Origin of the sequence: Rhodococcus sp. NKCM2511, from assembly GCF_014905595.1 — a bacterium.
GTDB classification, from domain to species: domain Bacteria; phylum Actinomycetota; class Actinomycetes; order Mycobacteriales; family Mycobacteriaceae; genus Rhodococcoides; species Rhodococcoides fascians.
Genome location: NZ_BNHJ02000001.1, coordinates 298,567 through 323,142, shown reverse-complemented (window position 1 = coordinate 323,142; position 24,576 = coordinate 298,567). Strand labels below are relative to the sequence as shown.

Annotated in this window: 24 protein-coding genes; 18 read left to right on the top strand and 6 right to left on the bottom strand. The window is 65.9% G+C overall.

Annotated elements, in window-relative coordinates; translation table 11 throughout:
- Positions 1 to 27: 27 nt before the first annotated feature.
- Positions 28 to 450, bottom strand: coding sequence for a hypothetical protein (locus tag JLZ96_RS25185; RefSeq protein WP_371832492.1), 423 nt, complete (start codon positions 448 to 450; stop codon positions 28 to 30).
- Between JLZ96_RS25185 and JLZ96_RS25180 the strand changes: the two genes are divergently transcribed.
- The 3 genes from JLZ96_RS25180 (at position 445) to JLZ96_RS01295 (ending at position 3,341) form a co-directional block, all read left to right on the top strand.
- Positions 445 to 864 carry a PadR family transcriptional regulator gene (locus JLZ96_RS25180; protein WP_032365748.1) on the top strand — a complete coding sequence of 140 codons (420 nt, stop codon included), beginning with the start codon at positions 445 to 447 and terminating at the stop codon, positions 862 to 864. The genes JLZ96_RS25185 and JLZ96_RS25180 overlap by 6 nt on opposite strands.
- An 87-nt stretch (positions 865 to 951) precedes the next feature.
- Positions 952 to 1,875, top strand: a complete 924-nt coding sequence (gene fmt / locus JLZ96_RS01300) for a methionyl-tRNA formyltransferase (protein ID WP_032372469.1) — start codon at positions 952 to 954, stop codon at positions 1,873 to 1,875.
- Positions 1,872 to 3,341: an RsmB/NOP family class I SAM-dependent RNA methyltransferase gene (locus JLZ96_RS01295; protein WP_032388415.1), complete on the top strand. Its 1,470-nt coding sequence runs from the start codon at positions 1,872 to 1,874 to the stop codon at positions 3,339 to 3,341. Before fmt ends, JLZ96_RS01295 begins: the two co-directional genes overlap by 4 nt.
- Here JLZ96_RS01295 and JLZ96_RS01290 read toward each other — a convergent pair whose 3' ends face one another.
- Positions 3,342 to 3,731, bottom strand: a complete 390-nt coding sequence (locus JLZ96_RS01290) for an MmcQ/YjbR family DNA-binding protein (protein ID WP_032391442.1) — start codon at positions 3,729 to 3,731, stop codon at positions 3,342 to 3,344.
- A gap of 36 nt (positions 3,732 to 3,767) precedes the next feature.
- On the opposite strand from JLZ96_RS01290, the gene rpe reads away from it, so the two are divergent.
- The 15 genes from rpe to ppc all read left to right on the top strand — a co-directional run bounded on the left by rpe (position 3,768) and on the right by ppc (position 19,947).
- Positions 3,768 to 4,442: a ribulose-phosphate 3-epimerase gene (gene rpe / locus JLZ96_RS01285; protein ID WP_032391441.1), complete on the top strand. Its 675-nt coding sequence runs from the start codon at positions 3,768 to 3,770 to the stop codon at positions 4,440 to 4,442.
- A 38-nt stretch (positions 4,443 to 4,480) separates the two neighbouring features.
- Positions 4,481 to 5,473, top strand: a complete 993-nt coding sequence (gene ribD, locus JLZ96_RS01280) for a bifunctional diaminohydroxyphosphoribosylaminopyrimidine deaminase/5-amino-6-(5-phosphoribosylamino)uracil reductase RibD (RefSeq protein WP_201010624.1) — start codon at positions 4,481 to 4,483, stop codon at positions 5,471 to 5,473.
- Positions 5,474 to 6,085, top strand: coding sequence for a riboflavin synthase (locus tag JLZ96_RS01275; RefSeq protein WP_032391440.1), 612 nt, complete (start codon positions 5,474 to 5,476; stop codon positions 6,083 to 6,085).
- 87 nt (positions 6,086 to 6,172) lie between these two features.
- On the top strand, positions 6,173 to 7,474 hold the full coding sequence (locus JLZ96_RS01270; protein WP_052053351.1) for a bifunctional 3,4-dihydroxy-2-butanone-4-phosphate synthase/GTP cyclohydrolase II: 1,302 nt from the start codon (positions 6,173 to 6,175) through the stop codon (positions 7,472 to 7,474).
- Entirely contained in the window at positions 7,471 to 7,968 is a 498-nt protein-coding gene (gene ribH, locus JLZ96_RS01265; RefSeq protein WP_032382074.1) for a 6,7-dimethyl-8-ribityllumazine synthase, read from the top strand. Before JLZ96_RS01270 ends, ribH begins: the two co-directional genes overlap by 4 nt.
- Complete coding sequence (locus JLZ96_RS01260) at positions 7,965 to 8,438, top strand: PH domain-containing protein (RefSeq protein WP_027497001.1); 474 nt, start codon at positions 7,965 to 7,967, stop codon at positions 8,436 to 8,438. The genes ribH and JLZ96_RS01260 overlap by 4 nt, the downstream gene beginning before the upstream one ends.
- Before the next feature lie 80 nt (positions 8,439 to 8,518).
- Complete coding sequence (gene uvrC / locus JLZ96_RS01255) at positions 8,519 to 10,612, top strand: excinuclease ABC subunit UvrC (RefSeq protein ID WP_048318514.1); 2,094 nt, start codon at positions 8,519 to 8,521, stop codon at positions 10,610 to 10,612.
- 86 nt (positions 10,613 to 10,698) lie between these two features.
- On the top strand, positions 10,699 to 11,565 hold the full coding sequence (gene rapZ / locus JLZ96_RS01250; RefSeq protein WP_027497003.1) for an RNase adapter RapZ: 867 nt from the start codon (positions 10,699 to 10,701) through the stop codon (positions 11,563 to 11,565).
- The gene (yvcK, locus tag JLZ96_RS01245) at positions 11,562 to 12,590 is read left to right on the top strand and encodes a uridine diphosphate-N-acetylglucosamine-binding protein YvcK (RefSeq protein ID WP_201009378.1); all 1,029 of its coding nucleotides are present in this window, start codon (positions 11,562 to 11,564) and stop codon (positions 12,588 to 12,590) included. The genes rapZ and yvcK overlap by 4 nt, the downstream gene beginning before the upstream one ends.
- Positions 12,581 to 13,564 carry a DNA-binding protein WhiA gene (whiA, locus tag JLZ96_RS01240; RefSeq protein WP_027497005.1) on the top strand — a complete coding sequence of 328 codons (984 nt, stop codon included), beginning with the start codon at positions 12,581 to 12,583 and terminating at the stop codon, positions 13,562 to 13,564. The genes yvcK and whiA overlap by 10 nt, the downstream gene beginning before the upstream one ends.
- A gap of 121 nt (positions 13,565 to 13,685) precedes the next feature.
- Positions 13,686 to 14,705 carry a type I glyceraldehyde-3-phosphate dehydrogenase gene (gap, locus tag JLZ96_RS01235; RefSeq protein ID WP_032365753.1) on the top strand — a complete coding sequence of 340 codons (1,020 nt, stop codon included), beginning with the start codon at positions 13,686 to 13,688 and terminating at the stop codon, positions 14,703 to 14,705.
- Between the two features lie 5 nt (positions 14,706 to 14,710).
- Positions 14,711 to 15,922, top strand: coding sequence for a phosphoglycerate kinase (gene pgk, locus JLZ96_RS01230; protein WP_027497006.1), 1,212 nt, complete (start codon positions 14,711 to 14,713; stop codon positions 15,920 to 15,922).
- Positions 15,923 to 15,925: 3 nt separating this feature from the next.
- Entirely contained in the window at positions 15,926 to 16,711 is a 786-nt protein-coding gene (gene tpiA, locus JLZ96_RS01225; RefSeq protein ID WP_201009377.1) for a triose-phosphate isomerase, read from the top strand.
- Between the two features lie 119 nt (positions 16,712 to 16,830).
- Positions 16,831 to 17,064 carry a preprotein translocase subunit SecG gene (gene secG, locus JLZ96_RS01220; protein WP_027497008.1) on the top strand — a complete coding sequence of 78 codons (234 nt, stop codon included), beginning with the start codon at positions 16,831 to 16,833 and terminating at the stop codon, positions 17,062 to 17,064.
- 51 nt (positions 17,065 to 17,115) lie between these two features.
- Positions 17,116 to 19,947, top strand: a complete 2,832-nt coding sequence (ppc, locus tag JLZ96_RS01215) for a phosphoenolpyruvate carboxylase (RefSeq protein WP_201009376.1) — start codon at positions 17,116 to 17,118, stop codon at positions 19,945 to 19,947.
- A 300-nt stretch (positions 19,948 to 20,247) separates the two neighbouring features.
- On the opposite strand, the gene pgl is transcribed toward ppc, so the two are convergent.
- From pgl to tal, 4 genes are read right to left on the bottom strand one after another with little or no spacing between them, the layout of a single operon-like run.
- Positions 20,248 to 20,991, bottom strand: a complete 744-nt coding sequence (pgl, locus tag JLZ96_RS01210; protein WP_027497010.1) for a 6-phosphogluconolactonase — start codon at positions 20,989 to 20,991, stop codon at positions 20,248 to 20,250.
- Entirely contained in the window at positions 20,984 to 21,892 is a 909-nt protein-coding gene (opcA, locus tag JLZ96_RS01205; RefSeq protein WP_027497011.1) for a glucose-6-phosphate dehydrogenase assembly protein OpcA, read from the bottom strand. The genes pgl and opcA overlap by 8 nt, the downstream gene beginning before the upstream one ends.
- Positions 21,889 to 23,445, bottom strand: coding sequence for a glucose-6-phosphate dehydrogenase (gene zwf, locus JLZ96_RS01200; protein ID WP_032372462.1), 1,557 nt, complete (start codon positions 23,443 to 23,445; stop codon positions 21,889 to 21,891). Before zwf ends, opcA begins: the two co-directional genes overlap by 4 nt.
- 3 nt (positions 23,446 to 23,448) lie before the next feature.
- Complete coding sequence (gene tal / locus JLZ96_RS01195; RefSeq protein WP_027497013.1) at positions 23,449 to 24,573, bottom strand: transaldolase; 1,125 nt, start codon at positions 24,571 to 24,573, stop codon at positions 23,449 to 23,451.
- Between the last annotated feature and the right edge of the window lie 3 nt (positions 24,574 to 24,576).

The window sequence follows — 24,576 nt, the reverse complement described above, 5'->3', positions numbered from 1 at the left end:
TCTATTGCCGATATATCGTCGACTTGTTCAATTGATACGAAGGAGAACGAGATGAACTACGCATTCGAAGGCTTTGCACACGAATTCGGACGCCGCGGAGGTCCCCGGATGGGACTCGCAGGCAATCGGCACGGAGACCCGCGCCGACGTGGCGCGCCGTTCCAGATGTGGGTTGCGCAGGACGACGAGCACGGCCCGGCAGAAGACGGAGAACCTGACGGCGGAGAACGACACGAGAGAGGTCGGGGAAGGAGAGGTCACGGAGAACACGGCAGACGTCGGGGAGGTCCTGTCGGGCGGGGGCGTGACGGTATGTGGCCCGGTGGTGTCGGGGCCGGCGGTTTCGGGCCGAATGCCGACTTCGGTCGTGGTCGGGGCCGAGGCGGTCGGGGCCGACGTGGCGATGTCCGCGCTGCGATCCTCCTGCTGCTCGAGGACCGGCCGATGCACGGTTACGAACTCATCCAGCAGATCGCCGAGAAGAGCAACGGAACCTGGAAGCCGAGCCCGGGATCGATCTACCCGGCCTTGTCGCAGCTCGAAGACGAGGGCTTGGTGCTGATCGACAAGGTGGCCGGCCGGAAGACGGCAGCACTGACGGCCGAGGGCAGGCGTCATGTCGACGACCATCGAGCAGATCTCGGCAGTCCTTGGGACGACGTAGCCGATTCCGTCGGCATCGATGCGCGTGATCTTCGGGCACTGATCGGACAATTGATGGGAGCGGCCGGTCAGGTGGCCGGAGTCGGAACCGTGCGTCAGGTCGACCAGGCAGCCGAGGTGCTCATCGAGGCACGCCGATCGCTGTATCGCATCCTCGCGGAGGACGCGTCCGACAGTTCCGACAGCACCGACGCGACGTGATCGTCGGTGCGGAATCGTCGCACGCTGCCGTGACTCCCTAGGATGGACAACCGACATCGTTTCGTCCATCCCAGGGAGTTGCCTTCAGTGCGCGTCGTCTTCGCCGGAACACCGGAACCCGCGGTCCCGTCACTCGCGCGACTGGTGGAGTCCGAACGGCACGAGGTGATCGCCGTGGTCACCCGGCCCGACGCCGCAGCCGGCCGTGGACGCAAGACCGTGCGCTCGCCCGTAGGAGTGTTGGCGGACGAGCACGGCATCCCGGTACTCACTCCCGCGAGGCCGTCGGACCCGGAGTTCGTGGCGGCGCTGACCGACCTCGCCCCCGACGTGTGCCCGGTCGTAGCGTACGGCGCGTTGTTGCCGCAACAGGTACTCGACATACCTCGGTACGGCTGGATCAACCTGCACTTCTCACTGTTGCCCGCGTGGCGTGGCGCGGCACCGGTACAGGCCGCGATCGCCGCGGGCGACGACGTCACAGGCGCATCGACGTTCCTTCTCGACGTCGGGATGGACACCGGTCCGGTACTCGGTGTCACCACCGAACGGATTCGGGATTCCGACACCACGGGTGATCTGCTCGGGCGTCTGGCGTCGAGCGGAGCCCACTTGCTCGCCGCGACGTTGGACGCGATCGAGGACGGAACGGCGGCAGCGCTACCGCAATCCGAGGACGGTGTGTCCTACGCGAGCAAAGTGACAGTCGATGCCGCGCGCATCGACTGGACGCGATCCGCGGCATTCGTCGACCGACACATCAGATCCGTCACACCGGCCCCGGGCGCGTGGACGACCATCGGGGATCTCCGCGTCAAGATCGCTCCTGTTCAACTGTCGCCGGACACGTTGGAGCCGGGAACGATCGACGTACGCAAGACCGGTGTACACATCGGAACCGGAACCGGCGCAGTCGTTCTCGGTGATATTCAACCTCAGGGCAAAAAGGTCATGAGGGCACTCGACTGGGCGCGCGGCGCTCGGCTGGACGATACGGCGGTGGCACGATGACAGAGCCCGACAGGCCTCGTAAGCGCGAGTCGAGCCAGCCCCGCAAGTACGTCAAGAAGTCACCGGGGGCACGTGGGCCCAAAGGGAACCGGCCGCCGCAGGGCACCGGACCCCGTGCGGTCGACGCGATCGATCCGGCACGGCGTGCGGCCAGAGACGTGCTCAAAGCGGTGCGGGAGCGCGATGCATACGCGAACCTGGTGCTGCCCGGGTTGCTCCGCGAGCGCAAGTTGGATTCTCGCGATGCCGCGCTGGCCACCGAACTCGCCTACGGCGCATCTCGCGCTCGGGGTGTGCTCGACGCCGTGATCGCACACGCGGCCGGGCGGCCTGCCGCAGAGATCGACGGACCACTGCTCGACATCCTTCGGCTCGGGGCTTATCAGCTGCTGCGCACCCGGGTTGCCCCGCACGCAGCCGTCGCCACGTCGGTGGACCTCGCCCGCTCCGAATTCGGTTCCGGCAAGGCAGGTTTCGTCAATGCCGTGCTGCGACGAGTGTCCGAGCGAACCGCAGCGCAGTGGGTCGACGAGCTGGCACCGGCGACGACGGCGGATCCGGTCGGTCACCTGGCATTCGAATACGCCCATCCCAAATGGATTGCGCAGGCCTTCGCCGACGCGCTCGGAGCCGATGCCGGCGAACTCGCCGCGGTGCTCGAAGCGGACGACGCGCGTCCCTCGGTCCACCTCGTCGCACGTCCGGGAGAGATTTCCGCCGAAGAATTGGCGCTGATCACCGGGGGAGAGGAAGGTCCCTATTCGCCGTACGCGGTTCACCTCGACGGCGGCGACCCCGGCAAGCTCGATGCCGTCCGTGACGGTCTGGCCGGAGTTCAGGACGAGGGCAGTCAGCTCGTCGGCCGCGCGCTGACGTTGGCACCGTTGCTCGGCGACGACGGTGGCAGATGGTTGGACCTGTGCGCCGGTCCGGGCGGCAAGGCCGCCCTGCTCGGTGCCCTGGCGGAGATCGACGGCGCACGGGTCGACGCCGTCGAACCGACCCCGCACCGTGCCGACCTCGTGTCCAAGACCACCAAGGACCTGCCGGTTACGGTGCACATCGTCGACGGCCGCGAGTCCGGACTCGACGCGGGCTACGACCGCGTGCTCGTCGACGCGCCGTGCACCGGTCTCGGAGCGCTGCGTCGTCGCCCCGAAGCGCGGTGGCGTCGCCAACCGTCCGACGTGGCGGCATTGGTCACCCTGCAGAAGGAATTGCTGGCGGCAGCGATCGATCTGGTCCGGCCCGGCGGGGTGGTGCTGTACTCGACGTGCTCGCCGCATCTGTCCGAAACAGCGGCCGTCGTTGCCGACGCCGTACGCCGATACGGCGTCGAACAGCTCGACACCCGCGCGCTCGTGCCAGGAGTACCGCAACTGGGTGACGGCCCGTCGGTGCAACTGTGGCCGCATCGGCACGGTACCGACGCGATGTTCATGGCGGCGCTGCGCAAGCCGGTCTGATCACCCTCCGGCCAGGAACGCCTCGGCCACGTCTGCGGGTGCGTACACCAGCCACCCGTCGACGAGGAGTTCGCGCAGTTCGTCGTCCTCGGCGTTGTCGACGTCGATCAGAACAGCAGAGAACCCGTCGAAGTGCGGGATCGTGAAGGACGAGCGCGGATGTGCGGCGAGGATGGCTTCCTTCTCGTGCAGGTCGGCAGTCCTGACGGCCAGGATCGGTCCGGTGGGCGGGGTCTCGTCGCCGAATCGTTTCAGGTCGGCCTTGCTGAACGGTCGTACCCACGCGAACACGTGCTTGCCTATGCCCCAGGCGGGATTCCCGTACCGAACGCTTTCGGTGACTTCGGGCAATTCGGCAAGGACGGCGCTCGCGGAGTCCATGGTGGCCATGTCGGCACCATACCGGCTCGACTAGGCTCACCAGTCGTGGTTTCCCCGATGATCGCTCCCTCGATTCTGTCCGCCGATTTCGCGCGCCTCGCCGCCGAAGCCGATGCCGTCACGGGGGCCGATTGGCTCCACGTCGACGTCATGGACGCACACTTCGTCCCCAATCTCACCCTCGGGCTACCGGTGGTCGAGAGTCTGCTCAAAGCAACGAGTATTCCCCTCGATTGCCACTTGATGATCGAGGATCCGGCGCGCTGGGCCCCGCCGTATGCCGAGGCCGGGGCATACAACGTCACGTTCCACGCCGAAGCAACGGATGACCCCACCGCCGTGGCGCGCGACATCAGGGCCGCCGGTGCGAAAGCCGGCCTGTCGGTGAAGCCGGGTACCCCGATCGAGCCCTACCTCGAGATTCTGCGCGACTTCGACACTCTGCTGGTGATGAGTGTGGAGCCCGGTTTCGGCGGCCAGTCGTTCATGCCCGAAGTGCTGTCCAAGGCCAAAGCGGTTCGGGCACTTGTCGATTCTGGAGATCTACGCTTGGTGGTCGAGATCGACGGCGGCATCAACTCCGACACCATCGAGCAGGCCGCCGAGGCCGGCATCGATTGCTTCGTGGCCGGTTCGGCCGTGTACAACACCGCCGATCCCGCCGCCGCAGTGCGCGATCTCCGTGGCCGGGCCGCCCGCGCATCGCACCACCTGTCGTGACCGACGCCCCGGGCCCGGCCGTGTCGGTCGTCGAGGCGATGGCTCTGGCCGTCGACGCGTCCGAGGCCGCTCGGGGTATCAGCAGCCCCAACCCCGCGGTCGGTGCCGTGATCCTCGACGGCCGCGGCGTCGTCGTGGGCACCGGCTCCACCCGTCCACCCGGCGGCCCGCACGCCGAGATCGTCGCACTCACCGAAGCCGGCGACCGTGCGCGCGGCGGCACCGCGGTGGTGACACTCGAGCCGTGCAACCACACGGGCCGCACCGGACCGTGCTCGCAGGCCCTCGTCGCAGCCGGGGTCGCGTCGGTCGTGTTCGCGGTAGCGGATCCGAACCCGCTCGCGTCCGGCGGGGCAGACACACTGCGGAACGCCGGGATTCGCGTCGAACAGGGCGTCGGTGCGCGCGAGGTACAGCAGGGCCCACTGCGGGCCTGGTTGCACAAACAACGCACCGGACGGCCACACGTCACCTGGAAGTACGCCGCGACACTCGACGGACGTAGCGCGGCTGCCGACGGTACGAGTCAATGGATCACCGGACCCGAGGCGCGGGCGCACGTGCACGCCGAACGGGCCAAGCTCGACGCCATCGTCGTCGGAACCGGAACCGTACTGGCCGACGATCCACGGCTGACCGCCCGTCGCCCCGACGGCACCCTGTCGTCGCATCAGCCGGTTCGAGTTGTCGTCGGATCGAGGCGCGTACCGGCGACCGCCGCGATCCGCGGTCCGGAGGCACCGACGGTGTTTCTGGACACACATGACCCGGCTGCGGTGATCGACGCGCTGAGCGAGTACACCGACATCCAGATAGAAGGTGGTCCGACTCTGGCCGGCGCGTTCCTCGCCGCCGGTCTCGTGGACCGCATTGTCGCCTACATCGCACCTGCGGTGTTGGGGACCGGCCCGGCTGCGGTGGAGAATGCGGGGATCGGAACAATTGCCGACGCAATTCGGTTCCGCACGGAGACAGTCACCATGATCGGCAACGACGTTCTTCTGAGTGTCGTGCCCGAAGGAGCGAAGTAGATGTTCACCGGAATCGTCGAAGAGCTGGGCGAGATCGTGGCCAAGGACGAACTGCCCGACGCCGCTCGCTTCACCGTCCGGGGCCCGGTGGTGACCTCCGATGCCGGCCACGGGGATTCCATTGCGGTGAACGGAGTATGTCTGACCGTCGTCGAAGTACTTCCCGACGGCGGATTCACCGCCGACGTCATGCAGGAGACGTTGAACCGATCGAGCCTCGGCGCTCTGGATATCGGCAGTCGCGTCAACCTCGAACGCGCAGCGGCACTCGGTAGCAGGCTCGGCGGGCACCTCGTCCAAGGACACGTCGACGGAACCGGCACGGTAGCCGGACGCAGCCCGTCCGAGAACTGGACCGTCGTGCGCATCACGATGCCCACGTCGGTAGCGCGCTACGTCGTCGAGAAGGGATCCATCACGGTCGACGGTGTCTCGCTCACCGTGTCCGGGCTCGGAGTCGACGACGGCGGGCACTGGTTCGAGATCTCGCTGATCCCCACCACCCTCGACCTGACCACACTCGGCACGGCCGAGGTGGGTTCACCGGTCAACCTCGAAGTCGACGTCATCGCCAAGTACGTGGAGCGGCTGCAGGCGATCGACGCACAGTAAGTACTGTTGAAGTGCACGCAGGTAACGGTGCATCGGAGACATATCCAGGGCGCTGAGCCAGGCCCGAGACCTATGGAGCGCACTTTCGTGACCAGGTTCGACAGTATCGAGCGCGCAGTTGCGGACATCGCTGCGGGCAAAGCAGTGGTGGTCGTCGACGACGAGGACCGCGAGAACGAAGGCGACCTCATCTTCGCCGCCGAGAAGGCCACCCCGGAACTGGTTGCCTTCATGGTCCGCTACACCTCGGGCTACCTCTGTGTCCCGCTGTCCGGTGAGGATTGCGACCGACTCGGCCTGCCGCCGATGTTCGCCACCAACCAGGACAAGCACGGAACGGCGTACACCGTCACCGTCGACGCACGAGAAGGTATCGGAACCGGTATCTCCGCCTCCGACCGAGCAGCCACGATGCGCCTGCTCGCCGACCCCGACACCGGAGCGAACGACTTCACCCGCCCCGGCCATGTCGTCCCGTTGCGCGCCAAGGAAGGCGGCGTACTGCGCCGCCCCGGCCACACCGAGGCGGCCGTGGACCTCGCCCGCATGGCCGACCTCCGCCCCGCCGGAGTCATCTGCGAGATCGTCAGCCAGAAGGACGAGGGAGCGATGGCGCAGACCGACGAGCTGCGGGTGTTCGCCGACGAACACGACCTCGCACTGATCTCGATCGCCGATCTGATCGCGTGGCGCCGTAAGCACGAGAAGCACGTCGTCCGCGTCGCCGACGCGCGCATCCCCACCAGCCACGGCACCTTCCGGGCCGTCGGTTACCAGAGCATCTACGACGAGGTCGAGCACGTCGCGCTGGTGCGCGGCGACATCTCCGGCCCCGACGCCGACGGCAGCGACGTGCTGGTCCGGGTGCACTCCGAATGCCTCACCGGCGACGTCTTCGGATCGCTGCGCTGCGACTGCGGCCCTCAGCTGGACGCCGCCCTCGAAATGGTGGCGGCCGAGGACCGGGGAATCGTGCTGTACATGCGAGGACACGAAGGACGCGGAATCGGCCTGCTGCACAAACTCCAGGCCTACCAACTCCAGGACGCAGGCTCGGACACCGTCGACGCCAACCTGCAGCTCGGTCTGCCCGCAGACTCCCGCGACTACGGAATCGGCGCCCAGATCCTCGTCGACCTCGGGGTCTCGTCGATGCGCCTGCTCACCAACAATCCGGCCAAACGAGTCGGGCTCGACGGCTACGGCCTGCACGTCACCGAGCGGGTGCCGATGCCGTTGCGCGCCAACGCCGAAAACCTCACCTACCTGCGCACCAAACGCGACCGTATGGGCCACGACCTGGTCGGCCTGGACGACTTCGAGCAAAATGACCCCGCAGGTCATTCCGCAGGCTCCACTCCTGCCCGCGAGAACGGGGTCAACCCATGAGCGGCGACGGCGAACCCACCCTTCAGCTGGCAGGCGCGAGTGATCTGAAGTTGGCTGTCGTGGCCGGTCAGTGGCATCGGACGATCTCCGAGGCGCTGCTCGCCGGTGCGCTCCGCAAAGCCGAGTCCGCCGGGGTACGCGACGTCACGGTCATACGCGTCGCCGGAGCCATCGAACTACCCGTCGTCGCCCAGGCCCTGGCTCGCACCCACGATGCCGTCGTCGCTCTCGGCGTGGTCATCCGCGGCGGCACACCGCACTTCGAGTACGTCTGCGATGCCGTCACAGCCGGCCTGACACGGGTATCGCTCGACGAGGGCACTCCGGTCACCAACGGGGTGCTCACCACCAACGACGAGCAGCAGGCGCTCGATCGCGCCGGTCTGCCCGACTCGTTCGAGGACAAGGGTGGGCAGGCCACCGCGGCCGCCATCGACACGGCCCTGACCCTCAAGCACCTCCGGCAGCCGTGGACCAATCAGGACTTCCAATGACGCGCGACGAATCCCCGTCCGAATGGGACATGGAAGTGAAGTCCCGTAAGTCGGCCCGGTACGCGATCGCTGCCGCGGTGTTGCTCGTCGTCGCTCACTCGACTGTCGCGGTGCTGCTTCGGGTGTCGCCGACCGGGGTGTACTTCAGGACCGCCGATCAGCTGGCGATGGCGGGAATAGGCGTGTTGCTGGCGGGCCTGGCTCTGCTGCTCACCCGCCCGCGCATTCGCGTCGGTCCGGCAGGTGTGGCGGTCCGAAACGTGTTCTCGGAGCGGATGATCGAGTGGGATCTTGTCCGCGGCCTGTCATTTCCCGACGGGGCGATGTGGGCCAGGGTCGACATCCCCGACGACGAGTTCATCAATGTGATGGCCATCCAGTCCAACGATCGTGAGCACGCCGTCGCGGCCGTCCGAAAGTTCCGTGCGCTCGAGCGCGAGTACGCGCCCGCTCGCGTCGATCAGGACTGACTCTCTGCCGCACGCTCTCGGGCACCGCTGCTGAGCTGGAGATGCGGAGAACGTCGGACCCGACCGCTAACGTGGAAGGCGTGTCCGACCCCGCTACCTATCGTCCGGCCACCGGAACCATCCCGGTGGAACCGGGCGTGTACAAATTCCGCGATCCGCACGGTCGCGTCGTCTACGTAGGCAAGGCCAAGAGCCTGCGCAGTCGCCTCAATTCCTACTTCGCCGACGTGGCCTCGCTGCATCCGAGGACCCGGCAGATGGTCACCACCGCGGCGTCCGTGGAGTGGACGGTGGTCACCACCGAAGTCGAGGCACTGCAGCTCGAGTACAACTGGATCAAGGAATTCGATCCACGGTTCAATGTCCGCTACCGCGACGACAAGAGCTACCCGATGCTCGCGGTGACGATGAACGAGGAATTCCCACGCCTGTTCGTGTACCGCGGACCCCGCCGTAAGGGCGTGCGCTACTTCGGTCCCTACGCTCATGCGTGGGCCATTCGCGAGACGCTCGACCTGCTGCTGCGCGTATTCCCGGCACGAACGTGCTCGACCGGAGTCTTCAAGCGGCACAACCAGATCGGTCGCCCCTGCCTGCTCGGGTACATCGACAAGTGCTCGGCGCCGTGCGTGGGACGCGTCAGTGCCGAAGAACACCGCAGTACCGTCGAGGACTTCTGCGACTTCCTGGCCGGCAAGACCGACAAACTCGTGCGACAGCTCGAGAAGAAGATGCAGGCGGCCTCGGAGGATCTCGACTTCGAGACCGCGGCACGGTTACGTGACGACGTGGGCGCGCTGCGTCGGGCGTTGGAGAAGCAGGCCGTGGTGCTCGGTGACGGTACCGACGCAGATCTGGTCGCATTCGCCACCGACGCCCTCGAAGCCGCCGTTCAGGTCTTCCACGTCCGCGGTGGCCGCGTACGGGGACAGCGCGGGTGGGTGGTCGAGAAGGCGGGTGAGGTGATCGAACGGCAGGACGAGGCCGACCTCCCCGCCCTCGTCGAACAGTTCCTCACCCAGTTCTACGGCGAACAGGCTGCGTTGTCCGCGCAGACCCCGGGCGGCGATGACGGCGGGTCCAACGCGGTTCCGCGTGAGGTACTGGTGCCGGTGTTACCGGACAACGCCGACGAAGTGCAGGTGTGGCTCAGCGAGTTGCGTGGATCCAATGTCACTTTGCGGGTTCCGCAGCGCGGCGACAAGAAGGCACTGGCAGAGACCGTCGAACGCAACGCCAAAGAGGCTCTGCAGCAGCACAAGCTGAAGCGTGCGGGTGATTTCACATCGAGATCTGCTGCGCTGCAAGGCATTCAGGAGGCGCTCGATCTGGATTCGGCACCGCTGAGAATCGAATGCATCGATATCTCGCACGTGCAGGGCACCGATGTGGTCGCGTCACTGGTCGTGTTCGAGGACGGATTGCCGCGCAAGAGCGACTACCGCCACTACGCGATCAAGGAAGCGGCAGGCGACGGGCATTCCGACGACGTCGCCAGCATCGCCGAGGTGACCCGGCGTCGTTTCCTCCGTCATTCTGCAGACGGAGCCAACGCTGTCGGCAGCGGCGGCGATCTGGCTCCCGAAGCCGCGCTCGATCCCCAAACCGGGAGGCCACGCAGGTTCGCTTATCCGCCCAACCTGTTCGTCGTCGACGGCGGTGCACCACAGGTCGCAGCGGCCGCAGCAGTGCTGGACGAACTCGGTGTCACCGACGTCGCCGTCGTCGGGCTCGCCAAACGACTGGAAGAAGTGTGGGTACCGGGGGAGGAGGATCCGGTGATCCTGCCGCGCACGAGTGAATCTCTGTATCTCCTGCAGCGAGTACGCGACGAGGCGCACCGATTTGCCATCACCTTCCATCGAAGCAAGCGATCGCGCCGTATGACTGCGTCGGCCCTCGACTCGGTGCGCGGGCTCGGCGAGTCGAGGAGAACCGCGCTGGTGGCGCATTTCGGATCGGTGGCCAATCTCAAGAAGGCAACGGTCGAAGAGATCGTCGAGGTCCCCGGAATCGGCGCGACCACCGCCAAGTCGGTGCTGGCCGCATTGGGTTCCGACCCGAGCGGGGCCGATGTAGGCGATGATGGCAGCGCAACGGCAACGACACCGGGCGAGAACACGGCCGACCATGCGATCGAACCGCGTGTGGAATCGGCGGGACAGGCTTCGTAGTGAGCGAACACCAGACACAGGCACACCCACCGTCCGAGCCGCACCCCGGAAACCCCGACGAGCGGGCCGACTCGCCGCACGACGGTATCGAAGTGGCATTGGTCACGGGCGTGTCCGGCGCCGGGTTGCGCACGGCCGCCAAGATTCTCGAAGATCTGGGTTGGTACGTGGCCGACAACCTGCCACCCGAGCTGATTTCCAAGATGGTCGATCTCGGGCTGGAGTCGCAGCCCCGTATCGAGCGTCTCGCACTGGTGATGGACGTGCGCAGCCGCCTGTTCACCGGCGACCTGGGCTGGGTGGTCAAAGAACTCGACTCCAAGGGTGTGCGCAATCGCGTGCTGTTCCTGGATGCGTCCGACGCCGTGCTGGTCCAGCGGTTCGAATCGAATCGGCGCAGTCACCCGTTGCAGAACGACGGCCAGGACGGAACTCTGACCGAGGGGATCACCGCCGAGCGTCTGCGGCTCGCCCAGGTCAAGGCGGCCGCCGACCTGACCGTCGACACGACCTCGTTGTCGGTGCACCAGCTTCGGCGCAAGATCGAAACAGTCTTCGGGGCCGCCGACACTGTCGGCGTCGGCGTGACGGTCCAATCTTTCGGCTTCAAGTACGGCTTACCGATGGATGCCGACCTGGTCTGCGACGTGCGTTTTCTGCCCAATCCGCACTGGGTGCCCGAACTGCGCGAACACACCGGTCAGGACGCGGATGTGCGCGACTACGTCCTCGGACAGAACGGGGCGCACGACTACCTGCAGACGTACACGCACCTGTTGAATCTGACCATCGAGGGATACGTGCGGGAAGGCAAGCGATACATGACGGTGGCCGTGGGCTGCACCGGAGGAAAACACCGAAGCGTCGCGATGACGGAGGCCCTGGCCGGTATTCTCGCCGAACAGGGGGACGTATCGGTCCGCGTCCTGCACCGTGATCTGGGCCGCGAATGAGCGATACTCCGCACCGTCCGGTATCGGGTTCGGGTCCCAAGATCGTCGCGCTGGGCGGCGGCCACGGTTTGTACGCGACGCTGTCGGCAGCTCGGCTGCTCAGCAGCGATGTCACTGCCGTGGTGACGGTCGCCGACGACGGCGGGTCCTCGGGTCGTCTGCGGGCAGAACTCGGCGTCATCCCGCCCGGAGATCTGCGGATGGCGCTGGCTGCCCTGGCCCGCTCGGATGCCAGAACCCAGCTGTGGACCGACGTCATTCAGCACCGATTCGGGGGCACCGGCGCCTTGGCCGGCCACTCGGTGGGCAATCTGGTTCTCGCCGGGCTCACCGAAGTACTCGGCGACCCGATAGCTGCCCTCGACGAGATGGTGCACATGCTCGGTATCGACGGACGAGTGCTGCCGATGTCACCGATTGCGCTCGACATCGAGGCCGATGTGTCCGGCCTCGAGGACGACCCACGCGTGAGTCGCGTCATTCGTGGTCAGGTCGCCGTCGCCACGACGCCCGGCAAGGTTCGACGCGTGCGGCTGTTGCCACCGGATCCGCCTGCGACGCCGGAGGCGCTGACCGCCATCGCCGCGGCGGACCTGGTCGTGCTCGGTCCAGGATCGTGGTTCTCGAGTGTCATTCCCCACGTTCTGGTGCCCGATCAGCTCGCTGCACTGGCGCACACGAGCGCGCCCAAGGTGCTCGTACTCAACCTGGCACCGGAGCTGGGGGAGACGACCGGATTCTCCGCGGAGCGCCATGTCCACGTACTCTCCCAACACGCACCTGATTTGGGAATCGACCATGTGTTGGTCGATTCCGCCTCGGTCCCGGAGGGCAGCAACCGCGAGCACGTGGCGCGCGCCGCTGCCCGGCTCGGCGCTGGGGTCGTCTACGTCGACGTTGCCGAAACCGGCACTCACGCACATCATTACGGAAAGCTGGCTGCTGCTCTCGGAGCCATCGTGTCGTCCACCGACGGCTCGGCACCGACAGCGGCGCGCAGAGAGGGGATCACTTCGTGGCCATGACAGCGGAGGTCAAGGACGAGCTGAGCAGGCTCACCGTCAGTCAGGTCAGCTGCCGCAAGGCCGAGGTGTCCGCCCTGCTGCGTTTCGCCGGCGGGTTGCACATCGTCGCGGGTCGAGTGGTGGTGGAGGCCGAGGTGGATCTCGGCTCCATCGCACGGCGGCTGCGACGCGAGATCTTCGAGCTGTACGGCTACTCCTCGGATGTCCACATGCTCAGTGCCGGAGGCCTGCGCAAGACGTCTCGGTACGTGGTGCGCGTGGCCAAGGACGGTGAGGCTCTGGCCCGCCAGACCGGGCTACTCGACCTCCGTGGACGTCCCGTGCGTGGCCTGCCCGCTCAGGTCGTGGGCGGCACGGTCGGCGACTCCGAGGCCGCGTGGCGCGGCGCGTTTCTCGCCCACGGCTCGCTCACCGAGCCGGGCCGGTCGTCCGCGCTCGAGATCAGCTGCCCCGGGCCCGAAGCGGCGCTCGCCCTCGTCGGTGCCGCTCGGCGCCTCGGCGTGGCAGCCAAGGCACGCGAGGTGCGCGGCACCGATCGAGTCGTCGTACGAGACGGCGAAGCAATCGGAGCGTTGCTCACACGCATGGGCGCTCAGGACACCCGGTTGGTGTGGGAGGAGCGTCGGATGCGCCGCGAGGTGCGGGCCACCGCCAACCGTCTGGCCAACTTCGACGACGCCAACCTGCGCCGGTCCGCTCGGGCCGCGGTTGCGGCCGCCGCTCGCGTCGAGCGGGCTCTGCACATTCTGGGCGACGACGTACCCGATCATCTCGCCGCGGCAGGATCGCTTCGGGTCCAGCACCGCCAGGCCTCACTGGAGGAACTCGGTCAGTTGGCCGACCCGCCGATGACCAAGGACGCGGTGGCCGGTCGGATCCGGCGCCTGCTCTCCATGGCCGATCGAAAAGCGAAGGAGACCGGGATACCCGACACCGAGTCGGCGGTCACCGCGGAGCTGCTCGACGAGGCGTAGAGCGCCTCGATCGAGTGATGCGCGCGCTCCGCCGGAGCGCACACTAGGGTAGGAACCGCGTGTGGCACCCCGCATGCAGGCACGACCAGACATCTGTTTTCACAACTTTTAGGAGCGAACAGTGACGATCCGGGTAGGCGTCAACGGCTTCGGCCGCATCGGGCGTAACTTCTTCAGGGCTGTCGACGCGCAGAAGGCGCTCGGTACCACCGACATCGAAATCGTTGCTGTCAACGACCTGACCGACAACGCATCGCTCGCACACCTGCTCAAGTACGACTCGATCCTGGGCCGCTTGCCGCACGACGTCTCGCTCGAAGGCGAAGACACCATCGTCGTCGGCGGCCAGAAGATCAAGGCTCTGTCGCTGCGTGAGGGACCGTCCGCACTTCCGTGGGGTGACCTGGGTGTCGACGTCGTCGTCGAGTCCACCGGCATCTTCACCGACGCTGCGAAGGCTCAGGGTCACATCGACGCCGGTGCCAAGAAGGTCATCATCTCCGCGCCTGCCAAGGGCGAGGACATCACCATCGTCATGGGCGTCAACGACGACAAGTACGACGGCAGCCAGAACATCATCTCCAACGCGTCGTGCACCACCAACTGCCTCGGCCCCATCGCCAAGGTTCTCGACGACGAGTTCGGGATCGTCTCGGGCCTCATGACGACCATTCACGCGTACACGCAGGACCAGAACCTGCAGGACGGCCCGCACAGCGACCTCCGTCGTGCACGTGCAGCCGCGCTGAACGTCGTCCCCACCGGTACCGGTGCGGCCAAGGCCATCGGCCTGGTTCTCCCGCAGCTGCTCGGCAAGCTCGACGGCTACGCGCTCCGGGTTCCGATCCCCACCGGCTCGGTCACCGACCTGACCGCTCTGCTGAAGAAGAAGGCCAGCGCGGACGACATCAACGCTGCGATGAAGGCAGCTGCAGAAGGCCCGCTGAAGGGCATTCTGAAGTACAACACCGATCCGATCGTGTCCTCGGACATCGTGACCGATCCGCACTCGTCGATCTTCGACGCGCCGCTGACCAAGGTCATCGACGACCAGGTGAAGATCGTCTCCTGGTACGACAACGAGTGGGGCTACTCCAACCGCCTCGCCGACCTCATCGGTCTCGTCGGCAAGTCCCTCTGACACCGATGGCTGTCAAGACACTGCAGGATCTGCTCGATGCCGGTGTCGAAGGACGTGGCGTCCTCGTGCGATCGGACTTCAACGTCCCGCTCGAGGACGGCACGATCACCGACCCCGGCCGCATCCAGGCGTCGATTCCGACCCTTCGTGCACTGGTCGAAGCCGGAGCGAAGGTCATCGTCACCGCTCACCTCGGTCGCCCCGACGGCAAGCCCGATGCGAAGTACAGTCTGGCTCCGGTCGCTGCCAAGCTCGGCGAACTGCTCGGCCGGCACGTCCAGCTCGCGGGAGACGTGGTGGGTCAGGACGCCGAGGCACGCGCCGAGGGCCTGACCGACGGCGACGTACTGCTGCTCGAGAACATCCGCTTCGATCCGCGGGAGACCAGCAAGGACGAGTCCGAGCGAGCCGCACTGGCTCGTGAGCTCGTTGCTCTGGCCGGCGACGATGCGGCATTCGTTTCCGACGGATTCGGCGTCGTGCACCGCAAGCAGGCGTCGGTCTACGACGTGGCGCAGCTGCTTCCGCATTACGCGGGCACACTCGTCGCGGCCGAGGTCGAGGTGTTGGCCAAGCTGACCGAGGATGCGGCTCGTCCGTACGCGGTGGTGCTCGGCGGCTCCAAGGTCTCGGACAAGCTCGGCGTCATCGAGGCGTTGGCTCCCAAGGTCGACACCCTCGTCATCGGCGGCGGCATGGCGTTCACTTTCCTTGCCGCCCAAGGTTATTCGGTCGGTAACTCGCTGTTGCAGGAGGATCAGATCGGGGTCTGCAAGGACCTGCTCGAGCGCTTCGGCGACGTGATCCACCTTCCGGTCGACATCGTCGTCGGAGACAAGTTCGCGGCGGACGCCGAGTCCAAGACCGTCAAGGCATCCGAAATTCCGGACGGCTGGATGGGTCTGGACATCGGACCGGACTCGGTCAGTCGTTTCGCCGTCGTGCTGTCCAATGCGAAGACGATCTTCTGGAACGGACCTGCAGGCGTCTTCGAGTTCGACAAGTTCTCGGCCGGTACCAAGGGCATCGCAGAGGCGATCATCGGAGCCACCGAGAAGGGCGCGTTCAGCGTGGTCGGTGGTGGTGATTCCGCTGCTGCGGTACGCACCCTCGGGCTGCCCGACGACGGCTTCTCGCACATCTCCACCGGTGGCGGTGCATCCCTCGAATACCTCGAGGGCAAGCAGCTGCCCGGTCTATCCGTCCTGGAGGCGTAACGCATGGCACGTAAGCCGCTCATCGCGGGCAACTGGAAGATGAACCTCAACCACCTCGAGGCCATCTCGCTGGTGCAGAAGATCGCCTTCTCGCTGCCCGAGAAGTACTTCGACAAGGTGGACGTCACGGTCATTCCGCCGTTCACCGACATCCGCAGCGTCCAGACGCTGATCGAAGGCGACAAGCTCCTGCTCACCTACGGTGCGCAGGACGTCTCCGCCGAGGACAGCGGCGCATTCACGGGCGAGATCAGCGGGTCGATGCTGGCCAAACTGGGATGCACCTTCGTCGTGGTCGGCCACTCCGAGCGACGCACGTTGCACAGCGAGGACGACGCCGTCGTGCTGGCGAAGACGAAGGCTGCCTTGAAGAACGGGCTCGCACCGATCGTGTGCATCGGCGAGGGTCTGAACATTCGCGAGGCCGGTGAGCACGTGGCCTACAACGTGGCTCAGCTCCGCGGTTCGCTCGACGGCCTCTCGGCCGACGACATCGCCAAGGTCGTCATCGCCTACGAGCCGGTATGGGCCATCGGCACGGGACGCGTGGCCTCGGCGTCGGACGCTCAGGAAGTGTGCGGTGCCATTCGGGAGGAATTGAAGGAATTGGCGTCGGCTGAGGTCGCCGCGGGCGTCCGCGTGCTGTACGGCGGTTCGGTCAACGCCAAGAACGTCGGCGAGATCGTCGGTCAGCCCGACGTCGACGGCGCGCTGGTCGGTGGCGCTTCGCTCAAGGCGGACGAGTTCGCCACATTGTCGGCGATTGCCGCAGGCGGACCGTTGCCCTGATCGGCCATCGTCACCGCTGCACAGAACTGGTTTCGGACACCTCGCTTCGGCGGGGTGTCCGAAGTCGTTCGCGGGGCCAGGTAGGCTGCTGAGGGCATCGAATCGAGTTTGAGGTGGACATGGATCTGTTTCTGGATATTCTGCTGGTCATCACCAGCCTGGCGCTGATCTTGCTGATCCTGCTGCATCGCGGCAAGGGTGGCGGTCTGTCCAGCTTGTTCGGTGGCGGCGTGCAGTCCAGCCTGTCCGGCTCCACGGTCGTCGAGAAGAACCTCGACCGCCTCACTGTCTTCACCGGCCTCATCTGGCTCATCGCGATCCTCGGGATCGGTCTCGAGATCAAGTACACCTGATCCGTCCCGGCTCCGAGTGCGAGTTGACGGCCGAGCGACGATACTGGGGGGATGAGCGAATCCTCTTACGAGTCAGTCGGTTCCCCGGCATTCGTCACACCGACAGCTCGCGGGCGAGAGTTGACCGAGCCGCTGCGGGAGGACATCCGCTATCTCGGCGGCATCCTCGGTGAGATCATTCGCGAACACGAGGGCGACGAGGTCTTCGAGCTCATCGAGTCCGCGCGAGTGGAATCCTTCGCCGTGCGCCGCTCGGAGATCGAACGCGACGACTCTGTCGGCCGGTACACCGATGTCGAAGTGGCGCAAGCTGTTCCGTTGATCCGTGCGTTCAGCCACTTCTCGTTGCTGGCGAACCTGGCCGAGGATCTCCACCGCGAGCGTCGACGTGCCATTCATCTGGACAACGGAGACCCGCCGCAGGACAGCAGCCTGGACGCAACGTGGTCGAAGATCGACGCCGCCGCTCCGTCGCGCGAGCAGGTTGCCGCCGCGCTGACCGACGCGTTGGTGGCACCGGTCATCACCGCGCACCCCACCGAAACGCGTCGTCGAACGGTGTTCGACGTCCAATCGAAGATCACCGCACTGATGCGTCGTCGCGAGGTCGCGGCGGCTGCCCCGGAGGGCAAAGCCGCCGGAGCCGCCAAGGAATTGGCCGCGATCGACGTGCAGATTCGCCGGCAGGTGCTGACGCTGTGGGAAACCGCCCTGATTCGGCTGTCGCGATTGCGCATCCAAGACGAGATCGAAGTGGGTCTCCGCTACTTCGAGTCCTCGCTGTTCGATGTCATGCCCGCCCTCAATGCCGATGTCCGCGCGGCGCTGCGAGCGCGATGGCCGGAGGACGACCTGCTGCCGCGGCCGATACTTCGGCCGGGGTCGTGGATCGGTGGAGACCGCGACGGTAACCCGAACGTCACCGGCGAGGTGGTGCACACGGCCACTCATCAGGCCGGTTACGTGGCGTTCGAGCATTACCTCGACGAACTGGTTGCGCTGGAGAAAGAGTTGTCGATGTCCGCGCGGCTCGTCGCGGTCACCGAGGAACTGGAAGCTCTGGCCGAGGCGTCGGCAGAACCGGACGATCGCCGGGCCGACGAACCATACCGTGTTGCCGTTGTCGGTATCCGGGCCCGTCTGACAGCAACGGCACGGGCGGTTCTCGATGCGGTTCCGGTGTCCGGAATCGATCTCGGTGCCAACCAGTATGCGAGCCCGCAGGAAGTCCTCGACGATCTCGACACTCTCGACCGCGCGCTCCGGGCCGACGGAGACGGTCTGATCGCCGACGATCGACTGCTTCGACTCCGGCAATCGGTCGAGACGTTCGGATTTCATCTCCAGGCGTTGGACATGCGGCAGAACTCCGAGACCCACGAGGAAGTGGTCGCGGAGCTGTTGGCCTGGGCCGGGGTTCATCAGGACTACCGGTCTCTCGACGAGGACGAGCGCGTGTCGGTGCTGTCCCACGAACTCGCCACTCGGCGTCCCCTGATCGGGCCCACCGCGCAACTCAGCGACCTCGCTGCGAAGGAACTGGGCATCGTCAGGGCGGCCAAGGAGGCCATCGACCACCTGGGACCGGACACCGTTCAGAACTACATCATCAGCATGTGTCAGTCCGTCAGTGACATGCTCGAGGCGGCCCTGCTGCTCAAGGAAGCGGGGATCTTCGATCCCGGCGTCGACGGTTCGGCACCCACGTCGACGGTGGGTGTCGTGCCGCTCTTCGAGACGATCGAGGACCTGCAGCAGGGTGCCGCGACGCTGCTCGCCACTCTCGACGTTCCGATCTATCGCGCTCTCGTCGCCGGTCGAGGCATGAACCAGGAGGTCATGCTCGGGTACTCGGACTCGAACAAGGACGGTGGCTATCTCGCGGCCAACTGGGCGCTCTACCGAGCCGAACTCGACCTGCTCGAAGCGTCCCGTAAGGCAGGAATTCGGTTGCGGCTCTTCCACGGTCGCGGTGGCACCGTCGGGCGCGGCGGCGGCCCCAGTTACGACGCGATTCTGGCGCAACCGCCCGGCGTGGTGCAGGGATCGCTTCGTCTCACCGAGCAGGGCGAGATCATTGCAGCGAAGTACGCCGAACCGTCGATGGCGCGGCGCAACCTCGAATCGTTGGTCGCGGGCACACTCGAATCGACGTTGCTCGACCTCGAAGGATTGGGTGACGGCTCCGAGGCCGCCTACGACGTTCTGGACGATCTCGCGGCCAAGGCTCGGGCAGCGTACGGCCGGCTGGTGCACGAGGAGCCCGGGTTCGTCGAGTACTTCCGCACGTCCACGCCCGTTGCCGAGGTCGGCGAGCTGAACATCGGGTCGCGTCCGGCGTCGCGTAAGCCGACGAATTCCGTGTACGACCTGCGTGCTATCCCATGGGTGATGTCGTGGAGTCAGTGCCGCGTCATGCTGCCCGGTTGGTACGGCACCGGATCGGCCTTCGAGGAGTGGGTCGGTGACGACGACTCCAAGCTGGAGGTGCTTGCGGATCTGTATCGGAAGTGGCCGTTCTTCCGCACTGTGCTGTCCAACCTGGCGCAGGTCATGGCCAAGTCCGATCTGGGTATCGCCGCTCGGTATGCGGAACTCGTTCCCGACGCCGACCTCCGCGCACGCATCTTCGGCATGATCGAGGCCGAACACGCCACCACCGTGCGGATGTATCTGAAGATCACCGGTCACAGTCGATTGCTGGAGGACAACCCGGCGCTGGAGCGATCGGTACACAACCGGTTCCCGTACCTGGAACCTCTCAACCAGATGCAGGTCGAGATGTTGCGTCGATACCGCAACGGCGACGACGACGAACGGGTCAAACGGGGAATCCTGCTGACGATGAACGGCCTGGCCACGGCACTACGCAACAGCGGCTAGCACCGTACGTCTCGCTGCGCTGCCGCGGAACCGGTGGCCGACAGTCTGCGTCCAACCGGGTATGAGGACGTGCAGAAACACTCTCGACGCGTGGCGGGACGGGACGGCGTATCGGGTGATCGCTCGATCGCGGTATGCGGACTTCCGAGGCGGACTCGGTGACGACGGCGAGTCCATGCGTGGTTCGGACGGCAGTGCTTCAGACGGCGTCGGTTCGAACGACTACGGCGTCGATTCAGGGGAGTGAATCTCCTGAATCGACGCCGCAGTACGTCTGCTGTCAGCTGTGGCTCGAGCCGATCACCGGTCCAGCTGTGAGGCCGCTGCCTCGTCGACGAACCAGACCGTCGATTCCGCGCCGATGGCACCGGCCGACGGCCAGTCGTCGGACGCTGCTCCGCCGACGGCGGCGGCAACGGCCTCGGCCTTCCCTGCACCGGACACCAGCAACCACACGTGCTTCGCCCTCCGGACAGCGGGCAGGGTGAGTGTGATGCGTACCGGTGGCGGCTTGGGGGAGTCCTCGACGGCCACGACGAAGCGATGCTGCTCGCGCACCGCGTCGGTGTGCGGGAAGAGCGAGTTGATGTGGCCCTCGCCGCCCATGCCCAACAGGTGGATGTCGAAGTCGGGGCATTGACCGTCGTCGGCCCGTGAGTGCAGCGTCTGTGCGTACGCCGCCGCAGCCGTTTCCGGGTCGGAGCCGTAGGCGCCGTCCGACGTCGCCATCGTGAACAGTCGATCCGGGTGCACGTCCACGTGCTTCAGCAGCGCGTCCGATGCCTGGACCTCGTTGCGCTCGGGATCTCCCGAGGGGAGAAAACGCTCGTCACCGAAGTAGATGTCCACCCGTGACCAGTCGATGGCACCGGAATCCGCGCGCAGTGCCTCGAGGAGGGCGATTCCCGTCCCGCCTCCGGTCAACACCACCGACGCGACACCGCGCTCGGCCTGCGCCGCGACGACAACGTCGACGAAGCGAGTGCGGGCGGCATCGACCAGCCCTTGTGCGTCGAGGTATCGGAGGACCGACTGATTACTCATAGCTCACTTTCGACAGACCGTGGAGGGCGAGTTCGTAGATTTCGTCCGTGTCGAGCCGCCGCAGTTCCTCGGCCAGGCACTCGCGGGTGTTGCGACGTGCCAGAGCAACCTGAGCGTCGGGCTGACCGGTACGCCGCAGTGTGGCGGTTTTTCCGGTCTGCGGACGGGTCAGCGAAATACTGCTGTTCTCCCTGGTCAGCTCGACCTTGAGCTCGCCGGCTCGCCGGTAGACCGGCACGTCGAGCTTCGCCGCCAACCAGCCGGCCAGAATGTCGAGTGCCGGCTCCTCTGCCAGTCCCGACACGGTGGCCGAGGTGACGGCCTCGAACGGTGCCTGATCGAGGGCAGTCGCCAGCAGGCCGCGCCAGTAGGTGATTCGGCTCCACGACAGATCCGTATCACCCTCGGTGTAGCTGCTCAGCCGTCCCTTGATCGCTGCGGTGGTATCCGACGAATTGGTGGCATCGGTGATCCGCCTGATCGCCAACCGGCCCAGTGGATCCTTCGCCGGTACCGTCGGTGCCTCGTCCGGCCACCACGCGACGATCGGCGTATCGGGCAGCAGGAAGGGAATGACGACGCTGTGTTCGTGATCGGCGAGCTCGCCGTTCAGTCGAAGTACGACGACCTCGGACGCGCCGGCGTCTCCGCCGACGCGGATCTGGGCGTCGAGACTCGACTCGGCGGACCGATCACCGTGGATGAGGACGATGACGCGACACGGATGTTCCCGGCTCGCCTCGTTCGCGGCATCGATCGCCCGTTCGGCCTTGCTCGCATCACGGCTCGCGACGATCAAGGTCAGCACGCGGCCGATGGTGACCGCGCCACCTGCTTCGCGAACCTCGACGAGCTTCTTGCCGACCTCGGCCGTCGTGGTGGCGGGAATGTCGACAATCACGGCCTTCTCCATTCGCGTCCGGTGCGGTGCATCATCTCGTCACCCGAGGACGGACCCCAGGTGCCGGCCTCGTACGGTTCGGCGGTGCCGCCCGAGGCCCAGTACTCGAGAATCGGGTCGAGAATCTTCCACGACAGTTCCACTTCGGCGTTGACCGGGAACAGTGAGGGCTCACCCAGGAGTACGTCGAGTATCAGTCGCTCGTACGCCTCGGGAGATGACTCGGTGAACGCCTGGCCGTAGCTGAAGTCCATGCTGACGTCGCGCACCTGCATGCTGGACCCGGGAACTTTGGAACCGAAGCGCATCGTGACGCCCTCGTCCGGCTGGACTCGAATGACCAGTGCGTTCTGCCCCAGTTCCTCGGTCATGGTGGCGTCGAACGGCAGATGGGGGGCACGCTTGAACACCATTGCGATCTCGGTGACTCTGCGGCCCAACGCCTTTCCCGTACGCAGATAGAACGGAACTCCACCCCAGCGCCGAGTGTCGACCTCGAGGGTGATGGCGGCGTAGGTTTCGGTGTTCGACTCGGAGTCGAACCCCTCTTCCTCCTTGAGCCCCTTCACTTTCTGGCTGCCCTGCCACCCGGCGGAGTACTGCCCGCGGGCGGACGTGCGATCGAGCGGCTCGGCGAGCTTGGTCGCCGAGAGCACCTTGATCTTCTCGGACTGCAACTCGGTGGGGTTGAAACTCACCGGCTCCTCCATCGCAGTGATCGCGAGCAACTGGAGGAGATGGTTCTGAATGACGTCGCGGGCCGCCCCGATTCCGTCGTAATAGCCTGCGCGGCCACCCAACCCGATGTCCTCGGCCATCGTGATCTGCACGTGGTCCACATAGTGCGCGTTCCAGATCGGATCGAACAACTGGTTGGCGAAGCGCAGCGCGAGAATGTTCTGCACCGTCTCCTTGCCCAGGTAGTGATCGATCCGAAAGACGGTGTCCTCGGGGAACACTCGGTTCACGATCGCGTTGAGCTCCTTGGCGCTCTGCAAATCGTGACCGAACGGCTTCTCGATGACGACGCGTCGCCAGTTGCCGTCCTGCGCCTGGGCCAATCCGGAGCGTGAAAGTTGTTGCAGTACAACGGGGAACGCGCCGGGTGGGATCGAGAGGTAGAAGGCATGGTTTCCACCGGTGCCGCGGGTGGCGTCGAGTTCGGTGAGAGTCCGCGACAACTCGTCGAACGCGGCATCGTCGTCGAACGAACCCTGAACGAACCGGAAGCCCTCGGCAAGTGTGTTCCACACCTCTTCGCTGAACGGGGTTCGAGCATGGTCGCGCACGGAGTCGTGCACGATCTTCTCGAAATCCTGGTTCTGCCACTCACGGCGAGCGAAGCCGACCAGGGCGAAACCGGGGGGTAGGAGCCCCCGGTTCGCCAGGTCGTACACCGCAGGCATGAGCTTCTTACGCGCGAGGTCACCGGTCACCCCGAAGATGACCATGCTGCACGGCCCGGCGATGCGGGGGAGCCGCTTGTCTCGCGCGTCGCGAAGTGGATTGCGCCAATCCGCGGAATTCAGGTTTTCTGTGTCTGCGGTGGGCACAGGTCAGCTCTTCTGACCTGCTTGGCGGAGCTGCTCCTCGGTAGCTTCGAGCAGCTCGTTCCACGCAGCCTCGAACTTCTGGACGCCCTCGTTCTCCAACGTCAGGAAGACGTCGGTGAGGTCGATTCCCAGCGCAGAGATGCGGTCGAAGATCTCCTGCGACTCCGGTCCCTTACCCGAGACGGTGTCGCCGACGATCTCGCCGTGGTCTGCGACCGCGTCCATGGTCTTCTCCGGCATCGTGTTCACGGTGTTCGGAGAGACGAGCTCGGTGACGTACATGGTGTCCGGGTAGGCGTCGGACTTGACGCCCGTCGAAGCCCACAGTGGCCGCTGCGGACGTGCACCGTTGCCCGCGAGTTCGCGGAACCGGGGAGCAACCTCGAAGACCTGCTGGTAGGCCACGTACGCGAGGCGTGCATTGGCCAAGGCGGCCTTGCCCTTGAGGGCCTCGGCGTCGGGGGTGCCGATGGCGTCCAGGCGGGAGTCGATCTCGCTGTCCACGCGGGACACGAAGAACGACGCCACGGAATGGATCTTGTCGAGGTCGTGACCGGCGGCGCGGGCGGCCTCGAGACCCTCGAGGTACGCGTTCATGACCAGCTCGTAGCGCTCGACGGAGAAGATCAGGGTCACGTTGACGCTGATTCCCTCACCGATCACCTTGGCAATGGCGGGGATGCCTTCTTCGGTTGCCGGAATCTTGATGAGGAGATTCGGACGGTCGACGATCTTCCAGAGCTCGACGGCCTGCTCGTACGTCTTGTCCGCGTCGTGCGCCATGCGGGGGTCGACCTCGATCGACACGCGTCCGTCGACGCCCGCGCTGGCCTCGTACTGCGGTACGAGGATGTCGCACGCCTCACGGACGTCGTCGGTGGTGACGGTGCGAATCGTGGTCTCGACATCGGCACCTTCGCCGGCGAGCTTGGTGACCTGCTCGTCGTAAGCATCACCCTTGCTCAATGCGGCCTGGAAGATCGACGGGTTGGTCGTCACGCCGACGACGCTCTTGGTGTCGATCAGGTCCTTGAGATTGCCCGACCGAATGCGGTCGCGGGACAGGTCGTCCAGCCAGACCGAAATTCCGGCGGCGGACAGCTCGGCAAGGTTTTTGTTCTGGGTCATGAG

Excerpts from the sequence above, each read along its gene's own strand:
- JLZ96_RS25180 (WP_032365748.1), top strand. The coding sequence starts at position 445 with ATGCACGGTTACGAACTCATCCAGCAGATCGCCGAGAAGAGCAACGGA.
- JLZ96_RS01295 (WP_032388415.1), top strand. The coding sequence starts at position 1,872 with ATGACAGAGCCCGACAGGCCTCGTAAGCGCGAGTCGAGCCAGCCCCGC.
- JLZ96_RS01290 (WP_032391442.1), bottom strand. The coding sequence starts at position 3,731 with ATGGCCACCATGGACTCCGCGAGCGCCGTCCTTGCCGAATTGCCCGAA.
- ribD (WP_201010624.1), top strand. The coding sequence starts at position 4,481 with ATGGCTCTGGCCGTCGACGCGTCCGAGGCCGCTCGGGGTATCAGCAGC.
- JLZ96_RS01275 (WP_032391440.1), top strand. The coding sequence starts at position 5,474 with ATGTTCACCGGAATCGTCGAAGAGCTGGGCGAGATCGTGGCCAAGGAC.
- ribH (WP_032382074.1), top strand. The coding sequence starts at position 7,471 with ATGAGCGGCGACGGCGAACCCACCCTTCAGCTGGCAGGCGCGAGTGAT.
- JLZ96_RS01260 (WP_027497001.1), top strand. The coding sequence starts at position 7,965 with ATGACGCGCGACGAATCCCCGTCCGAATGGGACATGGAAGTGAAGTCC.
- yvcK (WP_201009378.1), top strand. The coding sequence starts at position 11,562 with ATGAGCGATACTCCGCACCGTCCGGTATCGGGTTCGGGTCCCAAGATC.
- pgk (WP_027497006.1), top strand. The coding sequence starts at position 14,711 with ATGGCTGTCAAGACACTGCAGGATCTGCTCGATGCCGGTGTCGAAGGA.
- tpiA (WP_201009377.1), top strand. The coding sequence starts at position 15,926 with ATGGCACGTAAGCCGCTCATCGCGGGCAACTGGAAGATGAACCTCAAC.
- secG (WP_027497008.1), top strand. The coding sequence starts at position 16,831 with ATGGATCTGTTTCTGGATATTCTGCTGGTCATCACCAGCCTGGCGCTG.
- ppc (WP_201009376.1), top strand. The coding sequence starts at position 17,116 with ATGAGCGAATCCTCTTACGAGTCAGTCGGTTCCCCGGCATTCGTCACA.
- pgl (WP_027497010.1), bottom strand. The coding sequence starts at position 20,991 with ATGAGTAATCAGTCGGTCCTCCGATACCTCGACGCACAAGGGCTGGTC.
- tal (WP_027497013.1), bottom strand. The coding sequence starts at position 24,573 with ATGACCCAGAACAAAAACCTTGCCGAGCTGTCCGCCGCCGGAATTTCG.